Origin of the sequence: Pantoea sp. Ap-967 (assembly GCF_011752565.1) — a bacterium.
In the GTDB taxonomy this organism is placed as follows: domain Bacteria; phylum Pseudomonadota; class Gammaproteobacteria; order Pseudomonadales; family Pseudomonadaceae; genus Aquipseudomonas.
On record NZ_VWXK01000006.1, the window covers coordinates 132,075 to 157,811 of the forward strand.

Consider the following 25,737-nt stretch of genomic DNA (forward strand, 5'->3'; position numbering starts at 1 on the left):
CCTTCGATAAACTGGCAAACCGGTAGGGAGATCATCATGTCACTGAGCGTCTTCGACCTGTTCAAGATCGGCATCGGCCCTTCCAGTTCCCACACGGTCGGCCCCATGCGCGCCGCCGCGCGCTTTGCCGAGGGGCTGCGCCGCGATGGCTTGCTGGCGAGCACCGCCTGCGTCAAGGCCGAGCTGTACGGCTCGCTGGGCGCCACCGGCAAGGGGCATGGCAGCGACAAGGCGGTATTGCTCGGCCTGGAAGGCGAGCACCCCGATACCGTCGACACCGAAGCCATCCCCGCCCGCTTGCAGGCCATCCGTGCCAGCGGCCAGCTCAGCCTGCTGGGTGAACAGCCAATCGACTTCGTCGAGAAGCAGCACCTGGCCATGATCCGCAAGCCACTGGCCTATCACCCCAACGGCATGATCTTCCGCGCCTTCGACAGCGCCGGCCTGCAAATTCGCAGCCGCGAATACTACTCGGTGGGCGGCGGTTTCGTGGTCGACGAGGACGCCGCCGGTCAGGACCGCATCGTTGAAGACAGCACCGCACTGGCCTACCCGTTCACCACCGCCAAGCAGTTGCTTGGCCACTGCAGCGCGCAGCACCTGGCGATCAGCCAGGTGATGCTGGCCAATGAAGCAGCCTGGCGCCCCGAAGCCGAAACCCGTGCCGGGCTGCTGCGTATCTGGCAGGTGATGCAAGACTGCGTCGAAGCCGGTTGCCGCCACGAAGGCATCCTGCCCGGCGGGCTCAAGGTCAAGCGCCGCGCACCGGCGCTGTACCGGCAACTGAGCAGCCACCCCGAGGCCAGCCTGCGCGATGCGCTGTCGGTGCTCGACTGGGTCAACCTCTACGCACTGGCGGTGAACGAGGAAAACGCCCATGGCGGGCGCGTGGTCACCGCGCCCACCAATGGCGCGGCGGGGATCGTGCCGGCGGTGCTGCATTACTACATGCGTTTCATTCCCGGGGCCAACGAGGACGGCGTGGTGCGTTTTCTGCTCACCGCTGCCGCCATCGGCATCCTCTACAAGGAAAACGCCTCGATTTCCGGGGCCGAAGTCGGCTGCCAGGGCGAGGTCGGGGTGGCCTGCTCGATGGCCGCCGGGGCCTTGTGCGAAGTGCTGGGCGGCACCGTGCAGCAAGTGGAAAACGCCGCCGAGATCGGCATGGAACATAACCTGGGGCTGACCTGCGACCCGATTGGCGGGCTGGTGCAAGTGCCGTGCATCGAGCGCAACGCCATGGGCTCGGTGAAGGCCATCAACGCGGTGCGCATGGCCCTGCGCGGCGACGGGCAGCACTACGTGTCGCTCGACAAGGTGATCCGCACCATGCGCCAGACCGGCGCCGACATGAAAAGCAAATACAAGGAGACCGCTCGCGGCGGTCTGGCCGTCAACATCATCGAATGTTGACCCGACAAACAACCAAGGAGTCATCGATGTCCGAAACACTGCAAAAGACCCCACTGCACGCCCTGCACCTGGAACTGGGCGCGCGCATGGTGCCGTTCGCCGGCTTCGACATGCCAGTGCAGTACCCGCTGGGGGTACTCAAGGAGCACCTGCACACCCGCGAACAGGCCGGCCTGTTCGACGTCTCGCACATGGGCCAGATCATCCTGCGCGGCGCCGACGCGGCTGCCGCCCTGGAGAGCCTGGTGCCCGTAGACATCATCGACCTGCCGGTGGGCATGCAGCGCTATGCCATGTTCACCAACCCGCAAGGCGGCATTCTCGACGACCTGATGGTCGCCAACTTGGGTGACGACACGCTGTTCCTGGTGGTCAACGCCGCCTGCAAGGAACAGGACCTGGCCCACCTGCAGCAGCACATCGGTGGCCGCTGCGAGGTGCAGCCGCTGTTCGAGCAGCGTGCCCTGCTCGCCCTGCAAGGCCCGGCAGCGGTAAAGGTGCTTGAGCGCCTGGCGCCGGAAGTGGCCGGCATGACCTTCATGCAGTTCCGTCCGTTGACCCTGCTGGGCCAGGCCTGCTACGTCAGCCGCTCGGGCTACACCGGTGAAGACGGCTACGAAATTTCGGTGCCTGCCAGCGCCGCCGAAGCCCTGGCCCGGCGCCTGCTGGCCGAGCCTGAAGTGCAGCCAATCGGCCTGGGCGCACGCGACTCGCTGCGCCTTGAGGCCGGCCTGTGCCTGTACGGCCATGACATGGACAGCAGCACCACGCCGATCGAAGCCAGCCTGCTCTGGGCCATTTCCAAGGTGCGCCGCGCCGATGGCGCCCGTGCCGGTGGTTTCCCCGGCGCCGAGCCGGTGTTCGCCCAACAGCAGCAAGGCGTGGCACGCAAACGGGTCGGCCTGCTGCCACAGGAACGTACGCCGGTGCGCGAAGGTGCAGAGATTGTCGATGCCGGCGGCAAAAGCGTTGGCAAAGTGTGCAGCGGAGGTTTTGGCCCGACGCTCGGTGCGCCGGTGGCAATGGGTTATATCGATAACGAACATGCCGCGCTCGACACGCCATTGTTCGCCTTGGTACGCGGCAAGCAAGTTGCCTTGAAAGTCAGCAAAATGCCTTTCGTTGCACAACGTTACTACCGGGGTTGAAGGTGTGACCTGAGGTTTTTTGGCAGGTTCGGCATATTCGATTTCGAACCTGCCCAATAACTTTTGAACATGGCGCCAGGCCAGGCGCCACGCCCGTTCTGGCACGGCGGGCGGTAATCGAAAAAACGCCTATTTTCTAGTCGACCAAGGGCTTGTTTTTTTCTTGGGAGTTGGCGTAGAGTCAGTGCACTGTGTTTGCGTGGGTCGCAACAGTTCGTGACCTGGGCCAGTAGCCGCAATTTGCTACAACCCGTTTGGCGTCTCTTACTTTCCTGCAACCCAGCCCGGTAAACTTTCGCGTACTGATTAATGCGAAAGTAACTGTCATCAAAATTTAAGCTTCATAGGAAATAAGACAATGGCTGAGCGTCAGAACGGTACCGTCAAGTGGTTCAATGACGAGAAAGGTTACGGTTTCATCACCCCAGAAAGCGGTCCGGATCTGTTCGTGCACTTCCGTGCCATCGAAGGCAACGGCTTCAAGAGCCTGAAAGAAGGCCAGAAGGTCACCTTCGAAGCAGTCCAAGGCCAGAAAGGCATGCAGGCTGACAAGGTTCAGGTCGCCGGCTAAGCCGCCCCCGACTTCGAAGAAAAGCCCCTGCCATGTGCAGGGGCTTTTTTTTGCCCGTAGAATACCGGCTTCGCTAACTGGAGCCGTTTCGCATGTCCAAGCCCCTGCTCTCCCCCCAGGGTGATTTCCCACCGGTCGGCCTGGGCCGACGCCTGGCGGCGATGTTCTATGACTGCCTGTTGTGCACTGCATTGCTGATCGTCACCGCCGGGGCCTACAAGATGATCCAGATGGCGATCATTGGCGAGGCGCGCATGCGCGAACTGACCGAGGCCGGTGCACTGGACGGCGACCCGCTGCTGTCGACGGTGCTGCTGTTTGCCTTGTTTGGTTTTTTTGCCAAGTTCTGGACCCATGGCGGCCAGACCCTGGGCATGCAGGTGTGGGGCGTGCGGGTGCAGAATGCCGACGGCAGCGCGATCAGCCTGTGGCAGGCGCTGCTGCGCTTCGTGGTGTCGATCGCATCGCTGCTATGCCTGGGGCTGGGTTTCTTCTGGTCGCTGGTCGACAAGCGCAAGCGCGGGTGGCATGACATCTATTCGGAAACCCAACTGGTGCGGGTGCCGAAACAGAAGAAGTGAAGGGGTTGGTCGTGGTTTGCCTGTGTGGCCGTATCGCGAGCTGCGCTCGCTCCTACCGGGCCTGGTAGGAGCGAGCGCAGCTCGCGATGCTAGGCCCGGGCCATCAACCGGCGCGGCGTAGCAGCCACAAACCGGCCACGGCGCAAATGCCTGCCGGAATCACCACCGCCAGCAGCGGCGGGAAGCCGAACACCTGGCTCGAAGGGCCGAGCAGGTCCTGGCCAATACGGAACACGAAGCCCACCAGCACACCGGTGAACACGCGCTGGCCCAGGGTGACCGAACGCAGCGGGCCGAAGATGAACGAGATGGCCATCAGCACCAGCGCCGCGGTCACCATCGGCTGCAGCACCTTGGTCCAGAACGCCAGCCAGTAACGGGCGTTGTTCAGGCCCTGGTCGGACAGGTAGTGGATGTAGTCCCACAGCCCTGTGATCGACAGCGACTCAGGGGCCATGATCACTGTGTTGAGCAGCTGCGGCGTCAGGGAAACATCCCAGCGCTCGGACGGCGCCTTCACCACCTCGGTGTGGTCACCGCGGAAGAAGGTGGTGCTGACATCGCTGAGCATCCAGTGGTCGTCGTTGTACTGGGCACGGCGGGCGAAGCTGGAGGTGAGGATCTTGCGCTCGTTGTCGAAGCGGTAGCGGGTCACACCCAGCAGCAGCCCGCTTGGCTGCACGGCGTTGATGTGCACGAATTCCTCGCCCTGGCGGTGCCACATGCCACGCTTGGAGCTCTGCGCCTCGCCACCACCCTGGGCCAGGGAGCGGTCGGCCTGGGCCTTGTTCTCGGTCACCGGGGCCACATACTCGCCCACCAGCAGGCCGACCAGCATCAGCACCAGCATCGGCTTCATCACCGCCCAGACGATGCGGCCGATGGAAACCCCCGCGGCGCGCATGATGGTCAGTTCGCTGCTGCTGGCCAGGCTGCCCAGGCCGATCAGGCAGCCGATCAGTGCCGCCATCGGCAACATTTCATACACCCGGCGCGGTGCGGTCAGCAGCACGAAGCTGCTGGCGTCCATCAGGGTGTAGGTGTCGCTCAGGTCGCCCATCTCGTCGATGAAGGCGAACAGCGACGCTAGGCCCAGAATGATGCCCAGCACGGCCAGGATGGCCACCAGCACGCTCATGCCGATGTAGCGGTCGAGCTTAGCCATGGGCCACCTCCGCGCGGCGGGCTGCCAGCTTCAGGCGCAGCGGTTCCCAGTACATCAGGGCCAGGCCGATCAGCAGGAACAGGCCATGCACCCACCAGATGCCCAGGCCAATTGGCAACTTGCCCTTTTCCAGGGCGCCGCGTACGGAAATCAGCATCGTCAGGTAAGCCATGTACAGAAGAATTGCCGGCAGCAGCTTGAGGAAGCGCCCCTGGCGTGGGTTGACCCGGGCCAGCGGCACCGCCATCAGGGTCACGATGAACACCAGGATCGGCAGCGACAGCCGCCATTGCAGCTCGGCACGCTCGCGCGGGTCGGTCTTGCCGAACAGGTCCAGGGTCGGGATGGCTTCGCGGTCGGTCACTTCCTCGGCCACTTCCGGCTTGGGCAGCAGCACCCCGTAGGTGTCGTACTTGATCGCACGGTAATCGGCCTGGCCGGGGTTGCCGTCATAGCGGTAGCCGTTCTCCAGCACCAGGTAACGGTTGCCGTCGGCCTGCACTTCCTGGTGGCCCTTCTCGGCTACCAGTACCGACGGGGCGCGGTCCTTGGTCTTGTCCTGGTTGAAGCGTTTCTCGGAAATGAACACGCCGCCAAGCCGGATGCGGTCGTCCGACAGCTGCTCGGTATAGGTAACGCGCGAGCCGTCGCGCAGGGTCTGGAAGCGGCCCGGCACCAGGGTGTCGAACTCGGTCAGGGCGTCCTGCTGGGCAATCACCTGCTGCAGCTGGCCAACCCCCAGGGGCGCCAGGCTCAGGCTCAACCAGGCCACCACCAGGGCGGTCAGCGCCGCCGGTGCCATGGTCAGGGCCAGCAGGCGCTGCTGGCTCATGCCGGTGGCCGACAGCACGGTCATCTCGCTTTCCAGGTACAGCCGGCCATAGGCCAGCAGAATGCCCAGGAACAGCCCCAGCGGCAGAATCAGCTGCAGGAAGCCCGGCAGGCGCAAGCCCATGATCAGGAACAACACGCCCGGGTCGAGTATGCCCTGGGCCGCCTGGGCCAGGTACTTGATGAAACGCCCGCTCATGATGATCACCAGCAGCACGGCGCTGACGGCGCTCAAGGTCACCAGGACCTCGCGGGACAGATAACGAAAGACGATCAAACCAGACACTCCTGGGTTGTCAGGGGCGGACTGCCAAACATTGGCCTGTGACAGCCAGGACCAAAGCCGGTTCGCCTAGGACGAACCTCCATTTAAAGTGCGCGCATTATCCTGTGATTGGCCGCGCCTGTCACTTGGCCGCGCATGAAGCCGCACGCCGGGGTTGTCAGCACGCTTGTCAGAGGCTCAAACTGGCAGCTTTTCCGCTGGTGCGCGGGTTCGCCGCCAGCCCCGTCCAGCGCGCCACTCTCAACACGCGCCACCTGCAAAGATCTCTCGGGGACCCTGACATGGAACTGGTTGTAAAAAGCGTAGCTGCTGCATCGATTAAAACCGCCACCCTGGTCGTGCCGGTCGCTGAAGGGCGCAAGCTCGGCGCCGTGGCCAAGGCCGTCGACGAGGCCAGCGAAGGCGCCATCAGCGCCGTGCTCAAGCGCGGCGACCTGGCCGGCAAGCCAGGCCAGACCCTGCTGCTGCAAAGCCTGCCGGGCCTGAAGGCCGAGCGCGTGCTGCTGGTGGGCAGCGGCAAGGACCAGACCCTGGGCGATCGCGCCTGGCGCAAGCTGGCCGCCAGCGTGGCCGGCGTGCTCAAGGGCCTGGGCGGCAGCGACGCGGTGCTGGCCCTGGATGACATCGCGGTGAGCAACCGTGATGGCCACTACGGCAAATACCGCCTGCTGGCCGAAACCCTGGTCGACGGCGAATATGTGTTCGACCGCTTCAAGAGCCAGAAGGCCGAGCCCCGTGCCCTGAAGAAAATCACCCTGCTGGCCGACAAGGCCGGCCAGGCCGAGGTCGAGCGTGCCGTCAAGCACGCCAGCGCCATCGCCACCGGCATGGCCTTCACCCGCGACCTGGGTAACCTGCCGCCGAACCTGTGCCACCCGACCTACCTGGCCGAACAGGCCAAGGAGCTGGGCAAGGCGCACAAGGGCCTGAAGGTCGAAGTGCTGGACGAGAAGAAGATCAAGGACCTGGGCATGGGCGCGTTCTATGCCGTGGGCCAGGGCAGCGACCAGCCGCCACGCCTGATCGTGCTCAACTACCAGGGCAGCAAGAAAGCCGACAAGCCATTCGTGCTGGTGGGCAAGGGCATCACCTTCGACACCGGCGGCATCAGCCTCAAGCCCGGTGCCGGCATGGATGAAATGAAGTTCGACATGTGCGGCGCCGCCAGCGTGTTCGGCACCCTGCGCGCCGTGCTGGAACTGCAGCTGCCGATCAACCTGGTGTGCCTGCTGGCCTGCGCCGAGAACATGCCCAGCGGCGGCGCTACCCGCCCGGGCGACATCGTCACCACCATGAGCGGGCAAACCGTCGAAATCCTCAACACCGACGCCGAAGGCCGCCTGGTGCTGTGCGACACCCTGACCTACGCCGAGCGCTTCAAGCCCCAGGCGGTGATCGACATCGCCACCCTGACCGGCGCCTGCATCGTTGCCCTGGGCAGCCACACCTCGGGCCTGATGGGCAACGACGACGAGCTGGTGGGCCAGCTGCTCGACGCCGGCAAGCGTGCCGACGACCGCGCCTGGCAACTGCCGCTGTTCGATGAGTACCAGGAACAGCTCGACAGCCCGTTCGCCGACATGGGCAACATTGGCGGGCCGAAGGCGGGCACCATCACCGCCGGTTGCTTCCTGTCGCGCTTTGCCAAGGCCTACCACTGGGCGCACCTGGACATCGCCGGCACCGCCTGGATCAGCGGTGGCAAGGACAAGGGCGCCACTGGCCGCCCGGTGCCGCTGCTGACCCAGTACCTGCTCGACCGCGCCGGCGCCTGATGCGCTGAAACCGGTGGCGCCCCTGGCGCCGCCGGTTGGCCGAACCCACCATGAGTAAAGTCGATTTCTATATCCTGCCCACCGACTCGTTGTCGGCGCGGCTGGATTTCGCCTGCAAGCTGTGCGAGAAGGCCTGGCGCCTTGGCCACCAGGTCTACCTGCATTGCCAGGATGCCGAGCAGCGCAGCGAGCTGGACGCGCGCCTGTGGCGCTTCAAGGGCGAAGCCTTCGTGCCCCACGACCTTGCCGAGCTGCACGCCGACGCCCAAGTGGCGCTTGGCCTGGCGGCCGACGGTGCCGGCGAGCACCGCGACCTGCTGATCAACCTGGGCGCCGATGTGCCGGGGTTCGTCGGCCAGTTCCAGCGGGTGGCCGAGATCGTGGTCGAGGAGCCGGGCATCCGCCAATCGGCCCGCGAGCGGTTCCGTTTCTACCGTGAACAGGGCTATGCTCTGCAAGATCACCGCTTACAGCGACTTTGAAGACGATGGACAAGCCCTCCCCCCTTCCCGATTCCGCCCATCTGCTCGACGACCTCGAGTCGATTCGCCAGCTACTGGGCGACGCCGACCTGCAGCCGCCGTTGCTGACCGAAACGGTCGAGCAGATTCCCCTGCTGCTGGATGTTCCGCCGGGCAACGCGCCGCTGCCGGCTGCGCCCGAGCCGGAAGCGGCCCCCGAGGACGACCCGCAAACCCGCCGCCAGGACACCCTGCTGCACCTGGAAAGCGAACTGCGCGCCGCTGCGCAGATGATCATGCAGGACGTGATCAACGACTTCACCCCGCACATCGAGAACGAAATCAAGCGCCGCCTGGATGCGCGGATCGAGCGGTTGATCAAGCGTTCCGAGTAACACCCAGGGGCGCTTTGCGCCCCATTCGCGGCACGAGGCCGCTCCTGCAGGCACCGCCATGCCCTTGTAGGAGCGGCCTTGTGCCGCGAATGGGCTGCAAAGCAGCCCCAGCGGCTGTCGCCTCAACCCCCCAGCTTGGTTATACTTCCCGGCTTTCCCGAATAAATGCACAGGGTCCCGCCGCGCATGGATAAGACCTACCAGCCGCACGCTATCGAAACTTCCTGGTACAACACCTGGGAGTCCGAAAACTATTTCGCTCCACAAGGTGCAGGTGAGTCCTACACCATCATGATCCCGCCACCGAACGTGACGGGCAGCCTGCACATGGGCCACGGCTTCAACAACGCGATCATGGACGCCCTGATCCGTTTCCGCCGCATGCAAGGCCGCGACACCCTGTGGCAGCCAGGCACCGACCACGCCGGTATCGCCACCCAGATGCTGGTCGAGCGCCAGCTCGAAGCCAAGGGCCAGAACCGCCACGACCTGGGCCGTGACAAGTTCCTGGAAAAAGTCTGGGAGTGGAAGGATCAGTCCGGTGGCAACATCAGCCGCCAGATCCGCCGCCTGGGCTCCTCGGTAGACTGGAGCCGCGAACGCTTCACCATGGACGACGGCCTGTCCGAGGCCGTCAAGGAAGCGTTCGTGCGCCTGCACGAAGACGGCCTGATCTACCGCGGCAAGCGCCTGGTCAACTGGGACACCAAGCTGCACACGGCCATCTCCGACCTCGAAGTGGAAAACCACGACGAGAAGGGCCACCTGTGGAACCTGCGCTACCCGCTGGCCGACGGCGCCAAGACCGCCGAAGGCAAGGACCACCTGGTGGTCGCCACCACCCGTCCGGAAACCCTGCTCGGTGACGCCGCCGTCGCCGTCAACCCAACCGACGAGCGCTACCAGGCGCTGATCGGCAAGTTCGTCGAGTTGCCGCTGGTTGGCCGTCGCATTCCGATCATCGCCGACGACTACTGCGACCCTGAGTTCGGCACCGGCTGCGTGAAGATCACCCCGGCCCACGACTTCAACGACTACGAAGTCGGCAAGCGCCACAACCTGCCGCTGCTCAACATCTTCGACAAGAACGCCCTGGTGCTGTCCGCCGCCCAGGCCTTCAACCTCGACGGCAGCGTCAACGAGCAGTTCGACACCACCCTGCCCGCCCAGTACGCCGGCCTCGACCGCTTCGTGGCGCGTAAGCAGATCGTCGCCGACCTGGACGCCCAGGGCCTGCTGGTCAGCATCGACGACCATGCCCTGAAAGTGCCGAAGGGCGACCGTTCGGGCACGGTCATCGAGCCGTGGCTGACCGACCAGTGGTACGTTTCCACCAAGCCGCTGGCCGAGCCTGCCATCGCCGCCGTGGAAGACGGCCGTATCCAGTTCGTGCCCAAGCAGTACGAGAACATGTACTTCTCCTGGATGCGCGACATCCAGGACTGGTGCATCAGCCGCCAGCTGTGGTGGGGCCACCGCATCCCGGCCTGGTACGACGAGGCCGGCCAGGTCTATGTCGGGCGCAACGAGCAAGAAGTGCGCGCCAAGCACAACCTGGGCAGCGACGTGACCCTGCGCCAGGACGACGACGTGCTCGACACCTGGTTCAGCTCGGGCCTGTGGACCTTCTCCACCCTGGGCTGGCCGGAACAAACCGAGTTCCTCAAGAAGTTCCACTCCACCGACGTACTGGTGACCGGCTTCGACATCATCTTCTTCTGGGTTGCGCGCATGATCATGCTGACCATGCACCTGATCAAGAACGAGGACGGCACCCCGCAAGTGCCGTTCAAGACCGTGTACGTGCACGGCCTGGTGCGCGACGGCCAGGGCCAGAAGATGTCCAAGTCCAAGGGCAACGTGCTCGACCCGCTGGACATCGTCGACGGCATCACCCTCGACGCCCTGCTGGAAAAACGCACCAGCGGCATGATGCAGCCCAAGCTTGCCGAGAAGATCGCCAAGCAGACCAAGGCCGAGTTCCCGGAAGGTATCGCCAGCTACGGCACCGACGCCCTGCGCTTCACTTTCTGCTCGCTGGCCTCCACCGGCCGCGACATCAAGTTCGACATGGGCCGCGTCGAAGGCTACCGCAACTTCTGCAACAAGATCTGGAACGCCGCCCGTTACGTGCTGGACAAGGGCGAGGACTGCGGCCAGAACGGCGAAGCCTACGAGCTGTCGCTGGCTGACCGCTGGATCATCTCGCAGCTGCAGCGCACCGAAGCCGAAGTGACCCGCCAGCTTGAGCAGTTCCGCTTCGACCTGGCCAGCCAGGCGCTGTACGAGTTCATCTGGAACCAATACTGCGACTGGTACCTGGAGCTGTCCAAGCCGGTACTGTGGGACGAGAACGCCCCGGTCGAACGTGCCCGCGGCACCCGCCGTACCCTGGTGCGCGTGCTGGAAGTTGCCCTGCGCCTGGCGCACCCGTTCATGCCATTCATCACCGAGGAAATCTGGCAGCGCATCGCGCCGCTGGCCGGTATCGAAGGCAAGACCATCATGCTGCAGCCATGGCCAGTGGCCAATGAAAGCCGCATCGATGCCGCTGCCGAAGGTGACATCGAGTGGCTCAAGGAGCTGATGGTCGGCCTGCGCAACATCCGCGCCGAAATGAACATCGGCCCAGGCAAGCCGCTGCCGCTGTTCCTGAAGAACGCCAACGCCGACGACCAGCGCCGCCTGCAGGAAAACGAGGCACTGCTGAAGAAACTGGCCAAGGTCGAGTCGTTCACCGTGCTGGGCGACGCCGACGAAGCGCCGCTGTCGGCCACTGCCCTGGTCGGTGACCTGCAGGTGCTGGTACCGATGGCCGGGCTGATCGACAAGGATGCCGAGCTTGCGCGCCTGAACAAGGAAATCCAGCGTCTGCAGGGTGAGGTTCAGCGTGTCGGCGGCAAGCTGTCCAACGCCGCCTTCGTCGACAAGGCACCGCCTGCGGTGATCGAGAAGGAACGCGCCAAGCTGGCCGAGTCGGAACAGGCCCTGGCCAACTTCACCGAGCAGCATGCGCGGATTGCAGCGCTGTAATCATTAAGACCGATGGGGCCGCGGCGCGGCCCTTTCGCGGCACAAGGCCGCTCCTACAGGGACGGCGCCGGTAGATCAGGCGCCGCTATCCTGTAGGAGCGGCCTTGTGCCGCGAAGGGGCTGCACAGCAGCCCCTCGGCCTGCAACACCGGACCTCACCATGACCACCAAACCCACCCTGCACCCGCGCAACCGCCACCAGGGCCGCTACGACTTCCCCAGCCTGATCAAGGCCCACCCTGACCTGGCCCGCTTCACCATTACCAACCCCCACGGCAAACCCAGCATCGACTTCGCCAACCCCGAAGCCGTGCGCGTGTTCAACCGTGCCCTGCTCAAGGCCCAATACGGCATCCAGCACTGGGACATCCCCGCCGACTACCTGTGCCCACCGATTCCCGGCCGCGCCGACTACCTGCACGTCGCCGCCGACCTGCTGGCCGAGGACAACGCCGGCGAGATCCCCAAGGGCGCCCAGGTGCGCGCACTGGACATCGGCGTGGGCGCCAACTGCATCTACCCGCTGCTGGGCCATAGCGACTACCGCTGGCGCTTCCTGGGCTCGGACATCGACCCGGTGGCCCTGGCCTCGGCCAAGGCCATCGTCCAAGCCAACGGCCTGGGCAAGGCCATCGCCCTGCGCCAGCAAGCCAACCGCAAGCATATCCTTGGCGGCCTGCTGCACGAGGATGAACGCTTCGACCTCACCTTGTGCAACCCGCCCTTCCACGCCTCGCGCGAAGAGGCCACCCGGGGCAGCCAGCGCAAGTGGAAGAACCTTGGCAAGCAAGACCCCAAGCGCAAGCTGCCCGTGCTGAACTTTGGCGGGCAGAACAATGAGCTGTGGTGCGAAGGTGGCGAGATTCGCTTCGTCAGCCAACTGGTCGAGGAAAGCGCGCAGTTCGCCCGGCAAGTGCTGTGGTTCACCAGCCTGGTGTCCAAGGCCAGCAACCTGCCCGGCATCGAGGCGGCGCTGAAGAAAGCCGGCGCCCAGGCCGTGCGTATCGTCGAGATGGGCCAGGGGCAAAAGCAAAGCCGCATGGTTGCCTGGAGCTTCGCGGATACCGAGGCACGCCAGGCCTGGCACCTGCTGCGTAAATCGCAGGCATGAAAAAACCGCGCCCGGGCAAGCCGGGCGCGGTTTTGGTCAACGCATCAACAATTACTTGTTGATGGAATCGTTCAGCACTTTGGCAGGAACGAACTTGACGACTTTCTTGGCAGCGATTTCGATGGCAGCGCCAGTCGAAGGGTTGCGGCCGGTACGGGCAGGACGCTCGGAGACTTTCAGCTTGCCGATGCCTGGCAGGGTGATTTCAGCGCCGTTTTCCAGTTGGTCGGCTACGATCTGGCCCAGTTGCTCCAGGGCAGCGCGAGCGGTGGTTTTTGGCGCGTCGATCGATTCGGCGATGTCGGCAATCAGTTGGTCTTTGGTCAATGCCATGGTGGTGTTCCTTCCCTATCAAATTCAGGTAGTTATGCAGCGTGCTACGACGTTATCGGGCCAGCCCCTGAATTCTGGAGGGCCGCGCCAATCGCGCATGTAGATACGCAAATTGGCGTTTGGTTCGACACGGCATGAGCGCGCTGCCAGCAATGCGCCACACGGGGGGCGCAAGACCGCGCAAAGCTACCACAGGAATGGATAAATATCCGCTACCGGCTTCGATTTAGTGCAGGTTTTTCGGGGGTTTCAGCCGAAAAGCCACAAATTTGAACAAAAAACGAACAACCGGCATTTCCGCCAACATCCGGCCACTGCACCCCCTGTGGTCTGGGGTAAACTGAACGACTTTTGCAGCGCGGCACAACCCGGCCGCCCCAGCCCGCTCAGACGCACCGAGAACTTCATGCCAATCCGTCATTGCATCGTCCACCTGATCGACAAGAAGCCCGATGGCAGCCCCGCTGTGCTGCATGCCCGTGACTCCGAGCTGGGCGCATCGGATGCCATCGAAAACCTGCTGGCCGACCTCAACGACAGCTACAACGCCAAGCAAGGCAAGGCCTGGGGGCTGTTCCACGGCGAGTCCGGCGCCTACCCGCTGAGCGGCTGGCTGAAGCAGTACCTGGACGCCGAAAAAGACTTCACCGGGTTCAGCCGCCAAGCCGTCGAACACCTGCAGAAGCTGATGGAGGAGTCCAACCTCTCCACCGGCGGCCACATCCTCTTCGCCCACTACCAGCAGGGCATGACCGAGTACCTGGCGATTGCCCTGCTGCACCACAGCGAAGGCGTGGCGGTAAACGCCGAGCTGGACGTGATGCCCTCGCGCCACCTCGACCTCGGCCAGTTGCACCTGGCAGCGCGCATCAACCTCTCGGAGTGGAAGAACAACCCGAACTCCAAGCAGTACATCTCGTTCATCAAGGGCAAGAACGGCAAGAAGGTGTCGGACTACTTCCGCGACTTCATCGGCTGCCAGGAGGGCGTCGACGGCCCGGGTGAAACCCGTACCCTGCTCAAGGCCTTCAGTGATTTCGTCGAGAGCGAGGACCTGCCGGAAGAATCCGCCCGCGAGAAAACCCAGACCCTGGTCGAGTACGCCACCACCCAGACCAAGCTGGGTGAGCCGGTGACGCTCGAAGAGCTGTCCAGCCTGATCGACGAGGACCGCCCCAAGGCCTTCTATGACCACATCCGCAACAAGGACTACGGCCTGTCGCCGGAGATTCCTGCGGACAAACGCACGCTCAACCAGTTCCGCCGCTTCACCGGGCGCGCCGAAGGCCTGTCGATCAGCTTCGAAGCCCACCTGCTGGGCGACAAGGTGGAATATGACGAAGCGGCTGGCACCTTGATCATCAAGGGCCTGCCGACCACCCTGGTGGATCAGCTCAAGCGCCGCAAAGACTGAATCGTAACTGTCTGATTTAAGGTAGATTTCTGTAGGAGCGGGCTTGCCCCGCGAAGCAGGCGACGCGGTACGTGGCACCGGCTTCGCCGGTGTTCGCGGGGCAAGCCCGCTCCTACAGGGGCGCGCATGCGTGCAATGTTCCCTGCACGAGCGGCCCTAACCGCTACCCGCCAAGGCCCCATAGGAGGTCACCAGCGCCTCCTTGGCCGACTTGCGCAACTTCTTCACCAGGCGCTCCTGGCGCAGCGCCTCGCCCTTGTCTGGCCACTGCTCCACATACACCAGCGCCTGCGCCGGGCTGGTCTTGAAGTAGCGGGCGCCCTGCCCTTTCTGATGGGCGATGAACCGACGTTGCGGGTCATCGCTGATGCCGCAGTACAGCGAGCCGTTGGCTGCGCGCACCAGGTAGACGTACCAGGGCTTGCACACTGGGGTGGGGGCAGTTTCGTTGACCGTGTTCATGGCCGACAGCTTAACCGCTCAGCTGGCCTGCTGGAACGCACGCAGCCCCTTGAAGGCCTGCTGGCGCACCTTGTTCTGCAACATCGGCGACCAGCCCAGCAATACCCCCGGCGCGCCCAGGGCCTGACGCGACCAGCGCCACAGGTCGAAGCTGTCGTCATGCTGGCAGATCAGGCCATCGCGGAACACGAAGCGGGCCTGGATATCGTTGACCACGGTGCGGCCAGTCTGGCTGAACAGGTAGGTAGCCACCCAGTGGGCAGCGCCACCGCGCTCATCGGCGCGAATGCTGTCGAAGGTCAACGAGAAATCCTTGGCGCGCGCGCAGAGCATGCGCCACATGTCGCCGGCATCGCGGCCGCGCAAGGTGCCGAACACCGGGTCGCTGAATGCGATATCGTCGCTGTAGCAGGCCACCATGGCCTCGGCATCCAGGCGCTGGAAGGCCTGGTAGAAGCGGGTGATCAGCTCACGGTTGGCGTCGCTCATGGGGCAGGTCCGTTCCTGGCAAGTGGGAAGCTGCACGATAATCTGCCGCGTATGGATTAGCCAGTACCGGCCTCTTCGCTCCTGTAGGAGCGGGCTTGCCCCGCGAAAGGGCCGGCAAAACCACCCACAATGTCAAACCTTCTCGCTGGTCACCTGCACATGCAACGCCCGCCCGGCGCCCAGGCCAAACACGATGGCCCCCACCCCGAGCACCGCAAAGATCCAGCCCAACGCCGCCCAGCCGCCGGTGAGGTCATGCACCAGCCCTACCGCGAACGGCCCCATGGACGCCAGGGTATAACCCACGCCCTGGGCCATGCTCGACAGGTTCGCCGCCACATGGGCATCCTTGGAACGCAACACGATCAGGGTCAGCGCCAGGGCAAAGGTGCCGCCCTGCCCCAGCCCCAGCACCACTGCCCAGCCCCACAACCCGGACAGCGGCGCATACAGGCAACCGAACAACCCGGCCAGGGTCACCAGCATCACCACCACGATGGCCAGCCGTTGGTCCTTGCCCCGCGTCGCCAGCCACGGCGCGGCCAGGGAACTGGCCAGTTGCACGATCACCGAGCCGGACAGCACCAACCCCGCCTCGGTGGGGCTCAGGCCACGGCCAATCAGAATCGAGGGCAGCCAGCCGAACACGATGTACGCCAGCGACGACTGCAGGCCCATGTACAGGGTTACCTGCCAGGCCAACGGGTCGCGCCACAGCCCGCGCACGCGGTAAGCCGCCTTGTGCAGGCCATGGCCCTGCCGTGCCTGGGGCAACCAGACGAGCATCGCCAGCAGCGCCGGGATCATCCAGAAGCCCAGGCCCAGCGCCCAGCTGCCTTCGAAGTGCTGGGTCAGCGGCACGGTGGCGCCGGCTGCCATGGCGGCGCCCAGGCACAGGGCCATGGTGTACACGCCGGTGAGGGTCCCGGCATGCCGGGGGAAGTCGCGCTTGACGATACCCGGCAACAACACACCGATGATGCCGATGCTCGCGCCGGCCATGATGCTGCCGATGAACACCCCTGCCTCGCCCAGCGTGCTGCGCACGACAATGCCCAGGGCCAGGACCAGGAGAATGCCAAGAATCACCCGCTCGCTGCCAAAACGCCGCGCCAGCAGCGGCGCCAGGGGCGCGAACAGGCCCAGGCAAAGCACCGGCAAGGTGGTCAGCAAGCCGGCCTGCGACGCGCTAAGCCCCAGCCCTTCGGACACCAGGCCAAGCACCGGCGCCATGCTCGATAGCGCCGGGCGCAGGTTCAGCGCCACCAGCACCAGGCCCAGCAGCAGCAACCAGGGCCGTACGCGCTGCACGGTAGCCTGCACCTGGGCATCGTCGGCCTCGGCATCGATCAGCAAGGGGTCGAGCTCGCGCTCGCGGGTGATGGATTCAGACATGCTTTTCTCGTGGTCAGGATTCGATGAGGGTACGGCTCAGCTGCTTGGCCCGCTGTGGGTCACGCTGCTCGATGGCGTCGACGATCTGCCCGTGCAGGTCGAAGGTTGCCTGGCAGCGCGGAACAGTGGCCATGTTGTGCTGCAGCGCGCTGGCGACCACCCCGGAGAAGTAGCGGTACAGCTCGCTCAGGGCCGGGTTGTGCGCGGCATCGATCAGCCGCTGGTGAAACACCAGGTCGCAGGTCACATAGGCATCGACGTCACCGTGAAAATGCTCGCCACTGCCGGCCAGTGCGGCGCGCAGCCCTTGCAGGTCGGCCTCGGTACGGCGCAAGGCGGCAAGGCCGATGGCCTCGGTTTCGAGGATATGCCGGGTTTCCCGGGCCTGCTCCAGCGTGCAGCGCGCCATGGCCTGCACCGCCTGCAGTGGGTCTTGGCTGGTGCGCAGGTAGCTGCCGTCGCCCTGGCGGATTTCCACCAGGCCGGCGAAGGCCAGCACCCGCATGGCTTCGCGCACGGTGTTGCGGCTGATGCCCAGCTGCAGGGCCAGTTCAGGCTCGGTGGGCAGGCGCTGCCCGACCTGCCAGTCGCCCTGGAGGATGCGTTCACGCATGCGCTCCACGGCCAATTCCACCAGGGATCGGCGGGTGACTTCTGTGTTCATGCAATTCAACCAATCATCCGATGAATTGCTGCAGCTTAATCGAACCCCACGTTTACATCAATTCAGGTGACGCCTGCGCGCCAAAACCCCGTAGGAGCGAGCAAAGCTCGCGATGCGATCGAACAGGCGCAACAGGCTTCAAACTAGCAACCTGCCTGTGGCACCGCATCGCGAGCTGCGCTCGCTCCTACCGGTACATCACCGGGCGTGGGTTAGCTCAGCGCGTCGATCAGCGCCTGGTTCATCTCTGGCGTACCGATGGTGATGCGCAGGAACTGGGCGATCCGCTGCTGCTTGAAGTGGCGCACGATCACGCCCTGCTCACGCAGCCGCGCAGCCAGTTGCGCCGCATCCTGCTGCGGGTGGCGGGCGAAGATGAAGTTGGCCGCCGAAGGCAGTACCTCGAAGCCCTTGGCAACCAGCTGCTCGACCAGCGCCTCGCGGCTGTCGATCACCTTGCGGCAGGTTTCCTCGAAATACGCCTGGTCCTCGAAGGCCACGGCCGCACCCACGATTGCCATACGGTCCAGCGGGTAGGAGTTGAAGCTGTTCTTGATCCGCTCCAGCGCCTCGATCAGGTCTGGGTGGCCGACTGCCAGGCCAACACGCAGGCCTGCCAGCGAACGCGACTTGGACAGGGTCTGGGTCACCAGCAGGTTGTCGTAGCGGTCCACCAGGCCGATGGCCGTTTCACCGCCGAAATCGATATAGGCCTCGTCCACCACCACCACCGAGTCACGGTTGGCCTGCAGCAGTTGCTCGACGGCTTCGAGCGGCAGCAGGCAACCCGTTGGCGCGTTGGGGTTGGGGAAGATGATCCCGGCATTGGGCTTGCTGTAGTCGGCAACGTGGATCTGGAACTGCTCGTCCAGCGCCACCTGCTCGAACGGAATACCGTACAGGCCGCAGTACACCGGGTAGAAGCTGTAGCTGACATCCGGGAACAGCAGCGGGCCTTGGGCGTGCTGGAACAGGCCGTGGAAGATGTGCGCCAGCACCTCGTCCGAGCCATTGCCGACGAACACCTGGGCCGGGGTGACGCCATAGTAGTCGGCCACTGCCTGCTTGAGCCGGTCGCCGTTGGGGTCCGGGTACAGGCGCAGGTTGTCGTTCAGCTCGCCGCGCATGGCTTCCAGCGCCTTGGGCGACGGGCCGTAGGGGTTCTCGTTGGTGTTCAGCTTGACCAGGCGGGCCAGCTTGGGTTGCTCGCCCGGGACGTAAGGCACGAGGTCCTTGACGAAGGGGCTCCAGAATCGACTCATGCTCAGTTCCCCTTGTCTTGGGTCAGGATACGGTATTCGGCACTGCGGGCGTGGGCGGTCAGCGACTCGCCGCGGGCCAGGATCGATGCGGTGTGGCCCAGCTCCGACGCGCCCTGCTCGGAGCAGAAGATAATCGACGAACGCTTCTGGAAGTCATACACCCCCAGCGGCGACGAGAAGCGCGCAGTGCCGGAGGTTGGCAGCACGTGGTTGGGGCCGGCGCAGTAGTCGCCCAGCGCTTCGCTGGTATGGCGGCCCATGAAGATCGCACCGGCGTGGCGAATGTGCGGCAACCAGGCCTGCGGGTCGGCGACCGACAGCTCCAGGTGCTCGGGGGCGATGCGGTTGGCGACTTCGATGGCCTGCTGCATGTCACGCACCTGAATCAGCGCGCCACGGCCGTTGACCGACTTCTCGATGATTTCGGCACGTTCCATGGTCGGCAGCAGCTTGTCGATGCTGGCAGCCACGCGGTCGAGGAACGCGGCATCCGGGCTGACCAGAATGGCCTGGGCGTCTTCGTCGTGTTCAGCCTGGGAGAACAGGTCCATGGCGATCCAGTCCGGGTCGGTCTGGCCATCGCACACCACGAGGATTTCCGACGGGCCGGCGATCATGTCGATACCCACCTGGCCGAACACATGGCGCTTGGCGGTGGCCACGTAGATGTTGCCCGGGCCGACGATCTTGTCCACCTGAGGCACGCTATCGGTGCCATAGGCCAATGCCGCAACAGCCTGGGCGCCGCCCACGGTGAACACCCGGTCGACCCCGGCGATGCAGGCTGCCGCCAGCACCAGCTCGTTGATTTCGCCACGCGGGGTCGGCACTACCATCACCACTTCGGCCACGCCGGCTACCTTGGCCGGGATGGCGTTCATCAGCACCGACGAGGGGTACGACGCCTTGCCACCCGGCACGTACAGGCCGGCACGGTCCAGCGGGGTGACCTTCTGGCCAAGCACGGTGCCATCGGCTTCGGTGTATTGCCAGGAGTCCTGCTTCTGCCGCTCGTGGTACACACGCACGCGGTTGGCGGCTTTTTCCAGGGCTTCACGCTGGGCCGGGGTGATCCGGGTCAGGGCCAGTTCCAGGCGCTCGCGGCCCAGGATCAGGTCGTTGATCGACTGGGCATCGACGCCATCGAAACGCTGGGTGAACTCCACCAACGCCGCATCGCCGCGCTCGCGCACAGCCTTGATGATGTCGAGCACGCGCTGGTTGACCGCGTCATCGGACACACTTTCCCAGCTCAGCAGATGATCCAGATGTCGGGCGAAATCCGGATCAGCGGCGTTGAGACGGGCAATTGCAGTGGACACGGTCATGGCGAGGGCCTCGATTATTAGCGAATGCTCAGGCGCCCTAGGCTACCAGTCCATCCGCGCGGGCACCCGAGAAAAATGGCTATGACGCGGATAGACGGGCGCGGCAGCAGAGGCCGCGCTCAGGAGTCAGCCGCGGTGTCGTGATTCGACTGCTTGGCGCAGCGTGTCGATCAGGCTTTGGATGCGGGCGTGCTGCATTTTCATGGAGGCCTTGTTGACCACCAGGCGCGAGCTGATCGTGGCGATCAGTTCCTGGGGCTCCAGGCCGTTGGCACGCAGGGTGTTGCCGGTGTCGACCACGTCGATGATCTTGTCGGCGAGGTTGATCAGCGGGGCCAGCTCCATGGAGCCGTACAGCTTGATGATGTCGACCTGGCGGCCCTGTTCGGCGTAGTAGCGCTTGGCTACGTTGACGAACTTGGTGGCCACGCGCAGGCGGCCCTTGGGCTCAGGCGCGCCAACCACGCCGGCGGTCATCAGCTTGCAGCGGGCGATCTGCAGGTCCAGCGGTTCGTACAGGCCCTGGCCGCCGTACTCCATCAGCACGTCCTTGCCAGCCACACCGAGGTCGGCGGCGCCATGCTCGACATAGGTCGGCACGTCGGTGGCACGCACGATCAGCAGGCGCACGTCGTCCTGCGTGGTGGGGATGATCAGCTTGCGGCTCTTGTCCGGGTTCTCGGTAGGCACGATACCGGCCTCGGCCAGCAACGGCAGGGTATCGTCGAGAATACGGCCTTTGGAAAGCGCGATGGTCAACATTGGAACGTCGGTCCTTAAGCGGCTACTGCCGGCCGGGCGTGTTTCGCCCGACCGCATTCAATTCGAAGGGTGCGTCCTTGCACCCGCGGGCAACTAGCCCGGTACGCGGCGGATTTTCGCGCCGAGCATCTGCAGTTTTTCCTCGATGCACTCGTAACCACGGTCGATGTGGTAGATGCGATCGATCAGCGTGTCGCCTTCGGCAACCAGCGCCGACAGCACCAGGCTGGCGGACGCACGCAGGTCGGTGGCCATGACCGGCGCACCTTTGAGCGACGGCACGCCAGTGACGATGGCGGTGTTGCCCTCGACCTGGATCTGCGCGCCCATGCGGTGCATTTCGTACACGTGCATGAAGCGGTTCTCGAAGATGGTTTCGATGACCGCGCCCGTGCCTTCGGCAATGGCGTTCAGGGAAATGAACTGGGCCTGCATGTCGGTCGGGAAGGCCGGGTACGGCGCGGTACGCAGGTTGACGGCCTTTGGCCGCTTGCCGTGCATGTCCAGCTCGATCCAGTCTTCGCCGGTGGTGATGTCGGCGCCCGCTTCCTTGAGCTTTTCCAGTACCGCCTCGAGGATGGTCGGGTCGGTGTCCTTGACCTTGACGCGGCCACCGGTCACGGCAGCGGCAACCAGGTAGGTGCCGGTTTCGATACGGTCGGGCATGACGCGGTAGTGCGCCGAACCCAGGCGCTCGACGCCATCGATGGTGATGGTGTCGGTGCCAGCACCCTGCACCTTGCCGCCCATGGCATTGATGAAGTTGGCCAGGTCGACCACTTCAGGCTCGCGGGCGGCGTTCTGCAGCACGCTGCGGCCCTTGGCCAGGGCAGCGGCCATCATGATGTTCTCGGTGCCGGTGACGCTCACGGTGTCGAAGAAGAACTGCGCGCCGCGCAGGCCGCCTTCAGGGGCTTCGGCCTTGATGTAGCCGCCTTCGACTTCGATCTTCGCACCCATGGCCTCAAGGCCGCGGATGTGCAGGTCGACCGGGCGCGAGCCGATGGCGCAGCCGCCCGGCAGCGCGACTTCGGCCTTGCCGAAGCGTGCGACCATGGGGCCGAGCACCAGGATCGAGGCGCGCATGGTCTTGACCAGCTCGTACGGCGCGACCAGGGTCTTGATGGTGCGCGGGTCGATTTCCACCGCCAGCTTTTCGTCGATCACAGGCTCGATGCCCATGCGCCCGAACAGCTCGATCATGGTGGTGATGTCGTGCAGGTGCGGCAGGTTGCCCACGGTGACCGGGCCATCGGCCAGCAGGGTCGCCGCCAGGATCGGCAGGGCAGCGTTCTTCGCGCCCGAAATGCGGATCTCGCCATCAAGACGAGCGCCGCCAGTAATAATCAGTTTGTCCATTGGTGTCTCGCCGCCATGTTGGCTCAGGTGCGCTCAGCCCAGACTGCGCTGCTGAAAAATTTCATGGTTACCGCATGGATGCTGCCATTGGCGATCCACGGATTCAGGTGAGCATAGATCGCCTGCTGACGCTTGACCGGGCTCAGGCCAGCCAACTCGTCGCTGATCACGTTCAACTGGAAGTTGCAGCCTTCGCCCTCAACTTCGACCCGGGATCCCGGCAATTTCTCTTCAAGGAAGCTCTTAACTTCTACGGCCTGCATGCTCAACCTCAATCGGCGCCCGATGCGCACGGGTCGGCCATCATACAAAAAAGCCCCTCGCCTGCGAAGCCCAACGAAGGGGCACGCGACCGAGGGGCTGTTCTTCACTGCCAAGCCATTAGCTCGCCAGTACCTCATCGAGGTCATAGACCTCGGCAATTTCCCGCATGTCATCGGGCATGCCGCGCACGTCGCAGGCCTTGCCCGCCGCCTGGGCGTCACGGATGAACGCCAGCAGCAGCGACAGGCCGACGCTGGTGGAGCGCACCACCGCCGAACAATCGAGCACCAGCCGGGTTTCCCGGCAGGCGTCGATCAACGCCTTGCCCTGCTTGCGCAGGCCCGGGCCGCTGCGGTAATCCAGCACGCCGGCCAGGCACAGCACGCCTGGCTCGGCCATGCTCACGGCAGCCTCGCTCATTTGACGGTTTTCTCCGGCGAGCTGTCCGCCGCTTGCTTGGCCTTGGCCACTTCGCCGGCCCAGCCATCGATGGTCTTGTCCAGGTTGTTGCCGTTGCGCTGCATGGCGTCGGCGAACTGGTCGCGGAACAGCTTGCCGATGTTGATGCCGTTGACGATCACGTTACGCACCTTCCACTCGCCGGCGAGGTTTTCCAGGGTGTACTGCACCGGGTACACCGCGCCATTGTTGCCGGTGACCTTCATGCCAACGCTGGCGCGTTTGCCGTCGTCAGCCTTGGGCGGGTCGACGGTGATGCCCTGGTTGTTGTATTCCAGCAGCGCATTGCCATAGAACTGCATCAGGCTGCGCTTGAAGTTTTCCTGGAAGCGCTGCATCTGCGCTGGGGTGGCATTGCGCGAATACTTGACGGTCATGATGCTCTTGGAAATGCCGTCGGCATCCACCACCGGGCCGAGGATGCGGTTGAGCGCATCGTAGAAGGCATTGGGGTTGGCCTTGTACTGCTCCTTGTTGGCCTTGAGGTCGCTGAGCAGTTCGGTGGTGGTGCCCTGAACCACGTCGTGCGGCGACTGCGCAGCCAGTGCCATCAGGGGGAAGGCCGCCAGCAACACCAGCAGGCCACGTCGCAGGATCGAAATCATGGAAACTCCTTATTTAGCCGGTTGCGCTTCTTTGGGTTCCTTGCCAACGGTGTTGAGCAGGAACTTGCCAATCAGATCTTCCAGCACCAGTGCCGACTGGGTGTCATGGATGGTCGAGCCATCCTTGAGCACGTCTTCCTCGCCGCCCACGCTGATGCCGATGTATTTCTCGCCAAGCAAACCGGCGGTCAGGATCGAGGCAGTGGAGTCGGTCGGCAGGTTGTTCACCGACTTGTCCAGCTGCAGGGTCACCCGACCGGTGTAGGAATCACGGTCCAGATCGATGGCGGTAACCTTGCCGATGGTGACACCGGCCATGGTCACTTTAGCTCTGACCGTCAAACCGGCGATATTGTCGAAGTAGGCGTAAACTTTATAGGTATCGCTGCTCGGGCTGGCCGACAGGCCGCTGACACGCAGGGCCAGCAGCAGCAACGCCAGGATCCCGGCCAGAAGGAACAGGCCGACACCGATTTCCAGGGTGCGGTTTTGCATCAGAAATCTCCAAACATCAAGGCGGTCAGAATAAAGTCCAGACCCAGTACTGCCAACGAGGCATAAACCACGGTCTTGGTGGTGGCACGGCTGATCCCTTCTGAGGTGGGCTCGCAGTCATACCCCTGGAATACGGCGATCCAGGTCGTGACGAAGGCGAACACCAGGCTCTTGAGCAGCCCGTTGAGCACGTCGTCGGTAAAGGAAACGCTGTTCTGCATGTTGGCCCAGAACGAGCCTTCGTAGACGCCCAGCCAGTCGACCGCGACCCACGAACCGCCCCAGATGCCGACCACGCTGAAGATCAGCGCCAGCAGCGGCAGCGAGATGAAGCCCGCCCACAGGCGCGGCGCGACGATGTACTTGAGCGGGTCGACGCCGATCATTTCCAGGCTCGACAGCTGCTCGGTGGATTTCATGTTGCCGATTTCGGCCGTCAGCGCGGAACCGGCGCGGCCGGCGAACAACAGCGCGGTCACCACCGGGCCCAGTTCGCGCAGCAGGGTCAGGGCGACCATCTGCCCCACGGCCTGCTCGGAGCCGTACTTGGTCAGGATGCTGTAGCCCTGCAGGGCCAGCACCATGCCGATGAACACGCCGGACACGACGATGATCGCCAGCGACAGCACGCCCACCGAATACAGCTGCTTGGTCAGCAGCTGGAAGCCGCCACCGATGCCGCCACGCCCTGCCAGGGCATGGAACAGGAACAGGCAGGAACGCCCCAGCACCGCCAGCACGTCGATCGCCGAGCGGCCGAACAGGCGAATACGTTCGAGAATGGATTTTCTGCGCATCAACGCGCTCCCAGCAAATCGGCGCGGTAGTCAGGCGCGGGAAAATGGAACGGTACCGGGCCGTCCGGGTCGCCCTTCATGAACTGGCGAATCCGCGGATTGTCCGAGCCCATCAGCTCGTCCGGAGTGCCCTGGCCCAGCACCTGGCCATCGCCCACGACGTAGATGTAGTCGGCGATGCTGGCGGTTTCCGCCAGGTCATGGGACACCACGATGCTGGTGATGCCCAGGGCATCGTTGAGCAGGCGGATCAGGCGCACCAGAACGCCCATGGCGATCGGGTCCTGGCCGACGAACGGCTCGTCGTACATCAGGATCTGCGGGTCCAGGGCAATCGCCCGGGCCAGCGCCACCCGGCGCTTCATGCCGCCGGAGAGCTCGTCGGGCATCAGGTCGATGGCACCGCGCAGGCCCACGGCCTGCAGCTTCATCAACACGATGTCACGGATCATCTCGTCCGACAGCTGGGTATGCACGCGCAGCGGGAACGCGACGTTCTCGAACACATCGAGGTCGGTGAACAGCGCGCCGCTCTGGAACAGCACGCCCATTTGCTTGCGGGCGTCGAACAGGTCGCTGCGCGACAGGCTCGGCAGGTTCTGCCCGGCCACCCACACCTCACCGCTCGACGGCCGCAGCTGCGCGCCCATCAGGCGTAGCAGCGTGGTCTTGCCACACCCCGAAGGCCCCATGATGCCGGTGACCTTGCCCCGCGGGATGCGGATGTCGACATTGCTGAAAATGCTGCGCGAACCGCGCTTGAAGGTCACTCCCTTCAACTCGACCGCGTAGGCGCTATCCACACTCATCTAGACTCCTTGCTAGTGCAGCCTCGCACTCATGGACGCCGGCCCCCTCATGGAAGGCACACGTACCCCT

At 64.4% G+C, this 25,737-nt stretch carries 27 protein-coding genes; 10 read left to right on the forward strand and 17 right to left on the reverse strand.

The genetic code is table 11. The features are described 5' to 3' along the window. Nucleotides 1-36: 36 nt before the first annotated feature. The 4 genes from F3J45_RS08810 to F3J45_RS08825 all read left to right on the forward strand — a co-directional run bounded on the left by F3J45_RS08810 (nt 37) and on the right by F3J45_RS08825 (nt 3,713). Entirely contained in the window at nt 37-1,413 is a 1,377-nt protein-coding gene (locus F3J45_RS08810; RefSeq protein ID WP_167060437.1) for an L-serine ammonia-lyase, read from the forward strand. 26 nt (nt 1,414-1,439) lie between these two features. After that, nucleotides 1,440-2,561 (forward strand): glycine cleavage system aminomethyltransferase GcvT, encoded by a 1,122-nt coding sequence (gene gcvT, locus F3J45_RS08815; protein ID WP_167060440.1) that lies wholly within the window; start codon nt 1,440-1,442, stop codon nt 2,559-2,561. A gap of 358 nt (nt 2,562-2,919) precedes the next feature. Then, entirely contained in the window at nt 2,920-3,132 is a 213-nt protein-coding gene (locus F3J45_RS08820) for a cold-shock protein (protein WP_003257941.1), read from the forward strand. Nucleotides 3,133-3,224: 92 nt separating this feature from the next. Next, the gene (locus F3J45_RS08825) at nt 3,225-3,713 is read left to right on the forward strand and encodes an RDD family protein (RefSeq protein ID WP_167060443.1); all 489 of its coding nucleotides are present in this window, start codon (nt 3,225-3,227) and stop codon (nt 3,711-3,713) included. A 103-nt stretch (nt 3,714-3,816) separates the two neighbouring features. Here F3J45_RS08825 and lptG read toward each other — a convergent pair whose 3' ends face one another. Together lptG and lptF are read right to left on the reverse strand one after the other, a co-directional pair. Further along, nucleotides 3,817-4,878 (reverse strand): LPS export ABC transporter permease LptG, encoded by a 1,062-nt coding sequence (gene lptG, locus F3J45_RS08830; RefSeq protein WP_167060446.1) that lies wholly within the window; start codon nt 4,876-4,878, stop codon nt 3,817-3,819. After that, nucleotides 4,871-5,986 (reverse strand): LPS export ABC transporter permease LptF, encoded by a 1,116-nt coding sequence (gene lptF, locus F3J45_RS08835; protein WP_167060449.1) that lies wholly within the window; start codon nt 5,984-5,986, stop codon nt 4,871-4,873. The genes lptG and lptF overlap by 8 nt, the downstream gene beginning before the upstream one ends. A 290-nt stretch (nt 5,987-6,276) precedes the next feature. Here lptF and F3J45_RS08840 point away from each other — a divergent pair, with 290 nt between their 5' ends. From F3J45_RS08840 to rlmF, 5 genes are all read left to right on the forward strand, one after another. Then, nucleotides 6,277-7,770: a leucyl aminopeptidase gene (locus tag F3J45_RS08840; RefSeq protein WP_167060452.1), complete on the forward strand. Its 1,494-nt coding sequence runs from the start codon at nt 6,277-6,279 to the stop codon at nt 7,768-7,770. Between the two features lie 50 nt (nt 7,771-7,820). After that, entirely contained in the window at nt 7,821-8,252 is a 432-nt protein-coding gene (locus tag F3J45_RS08845) for a DNA polymerase III subunit chi (protein ID WP_167060455.1), read from the forward strand. Between the two features lie 5 nt (nt 8,253-8,257). Then, complete coding sequence (locus F3J45_RS08850) at nt 8,258-8,626, forward strand: DNA polymerase III subunit chi (RefSeq protein WP_167060458.1); 369 nt, start codon at nt 8,258-8,260, stop codon at nt 8,624-8,626. Nucleotides 8,627-8,812: 186 nt separating this feature from the next. Then, on the forward strand, nt 8,813-11,659 hold the full coding sequence (locus F3J45_RS08855) for a valine--tRNA ligase (RefSeq protein ID WP_167060461.1): 2,847 nt from the start codon (nt 8,813-8,815) through the stop codon (nt 11,657-11,659). Between the two features lie 160 nt (nt 11,660-11,819). Then, nucleotides 11,820-12,770 (forward strand): 23S rRNA (adenine(1618)-N(6))-methyltransferase RlmF, encoded by a 951-nt coding sequence (gene rlmF, locus F3J45_RS08860; protein WP_167060464.1) that lies wholly within the window; start codon nt 11,820-11,822, stop codon nt 12,768-12,770. Between the two features lie 51 nt (nt 12,771-12,821). On the opposite strand, the gene F3J45_RS08865 is transcribed toward rlmF, so the two are convergent. Next, nucleotides 12,822-13,103: an HU family DNA-binding protein gene (locus tag F3J45_RS08865; protein ID WP_167060467.1), complete on the reverse strand. Its 282-nt coding sequence runs from the start codon at nt 13,101-13,103 to the stop codon at nt 12,822-12,824. A gap of 406 nt (nt 13,104-13,509) precedes the next feature. Here F3J45_RS08865 and yejK point away from each other — a divergent pair, with 406 nt between their 5' ends. Then, entirely contained in the window at nt 13,510-14,517 is a 1,008-nt protein-coding gene (gene yejK, locus F3J45_RS08870; RefSeq protein ID WP_167060470.1) for a nucleoid-associated protein YejK, read from the forward strand. A gap of 156 nt (nt 14,518-14,673) precedes the next feature. Here the strand turns inward: yejK and F3J45_RS08875 are convergent, their stop codons facing one another. From F3J45_RS08875 to F3J45_RS08940, 14 genes are all read right to left on the reverse strand, one after another. Then, the gene (locus F3J45_RS08875; RefSeq protein ID WP_167060472.1) at nt 14,674-14,979 is read right to left on the reverse strand and encodes a GIY-YIG nuclease family protein; all 306 of its coding nucleotides are present in this window, start codon (nt 14,977-14,979) and stop codon (nt 14,674-14,676) included. An 18-nt stretch (nt 14,980-14,997) separates the two neighbouring features. Then, the gene (locus F3J45_RS08880) at nt 14,998-15,468 is read right to left on the reverse strand and encodes a nuclear transport factor 2 family protein (RefSeq protein WP_167060475.1); all 471 of its coding nucleotides are present in this window, start codon (nt 15,466-15,468) and stop codon (nt 14,998-15,000) included. Nucleotides 15,469-15,600: 132 nt separating this feature from the next. Beyond that, a complete protein-coding gene (locus tag F3J45_RS08885) occupies nt 15,601-16,863 on the reverse strand; it encodes an MFS transporter (RefSeq protein WP_167060478.1) in 1,263 nt (420 codons plus the stop codon). A gap of 13 nt (nt 16,864-16,876) precedes the next feature. Continuing rightward, entirely contained in the window at nt 16,877-17,527 is a 651-nt protein-coding gene (locus tag F3J45_RS08890) for a FadR/GntR family transcriptional regulator (protein WP_167060481.1), read from the reverse strand. 212 nt (nt 17,528-17,739) lie between these two features. Further along, nucleotides 17,740-18,789: a histidinol-phosphate transaminase gene (hisC, locus tag F3J45_RS08895; protein WP_167060484.1), complete on the reverse strand. Its 1,050-nt coding sequence runs from the start codon at nt 18,787-18,789 to the stop codon at nt 17,740-17,742. 2 nt (nt 18,790-18,791) lie between these two features. Next, a complete protein-coding gene (hisD, locus tag F3J45_RS08900) occupies nt 18,792-20,117 on the reverse strand; it encodes a histidinol dehydrogenase (protein ID WP_167060487.1) in 1,326 nt (441 codons plus the stop codon). A gap of 126 nt (nt 20,118-20,243) precedes the next feature. After that, the gene (gene hisG / locus F3J45_RS08905) at nt 20,244-20,879 is read right to left on the reverse strand and encodes an ATP phosphoribosyltransferase (RefSeq protein ID WP_023382134.1); all 636 of its coding nucleotides are present in this window, start codon (nt 20,877-20,879) and stop codon (nt 20,244-20,246) included. Between the two features lie 93 nt (nt 20,880-20,972). Further along, nucleotides 20,973-22,238 carry a UDP-N-acetylglucosamine 1-carboxyvinyltransferase gene (gene murA, locus F3J45_RS08910; protein ID WP_167060490.1) on the reverse strand — a complete coding sequence of 422 codons (1,266 nt, stop codon included), beginning with the start codon at nt 22,236-22,238 and terminating at the stop codon, nt 20,973-20,975. Nucleotides 22,239-22,261: 23 nt separating this feature from the next. Continuing rightward, entirely contained in the window at nt 22,262-22,501 is a 240-nt protein-coding gene (locus F3J45_RS08915) for a BolA family protein (protein WP_167060493.1), read from the reverse strand. Nucleotides 22,502-22,619: 118 nt separating this feature from the next. Further along, nucleotides 22,620-22,922: a lipid asymmetry maintenance protein MlaB gene (locus F3J45_RS08920; protein ID WP_167060496.1), complete on the reverse strand. Its 303-nt coding sequence runs from the start codon at nt 22,920-22,922 to the stop codon at nt 22,620-22,622. Continuing rightward, a complete protein-coding gene (locus F3J45_RS08925) occupies nt 22,919-23,566 on the reverse strand; it encodes a phospholipid-binding protein MlaC (protein ID WP_167060499.1) in 648 nt (215 codons plus the stop codon). Before F3J45_RS08925 ends, F3J45_RS08920 begins: the two co-directional genes overlap by 4 nt. A gap of 9 nt (nt 23,567-23,575) precedes the next feature. Further along, entirely contained in the window at nt 23,576-24,061 is a 486-nt protein-coding gene (gene mlaD / locus F3J45_RS08930; RefSeq protein WP_167060502.1) for an outer membrane lipid asymmetry maintenance protein MlaD, read from the reverse strand. Continuing rightward, nucleotides 24,061-24,858 carry a lipid asymmetry maintenance ABC transporter permease subunit MlaE gene (gene mlaE, locus F3J45_RS08935; RefSeq protein ID WP_167060505.1) on the reverse strand — a complete coding sequence of 266 codons (798 nt, stop codon included), beginning with the start codon at nt 24,856-24,858 and terminating at the stop codon, nt 24,061-24,063. Before mlaE ends, mlaD begins: the two co-directional genes overlap by 1 nt. Beyond that, nucleotides 24,858-25,667: an ATP-binding cassette domain-containing protein gene (locus tag F3J45_RS08940; protein WP_043213285.1), complete on the reverse strand. Its 810-nt coding sequence runs from the start codon at nt 25,665-25,667 to the stop codon at nt 24,858-24,860. The genes mlaE and F3J45_RS08940 overlap by 1 nt, the downstream gene beginning before the upstream one ends. Nucleotides 25,668-25,737 lie beyond the last annotated feature (70 nt).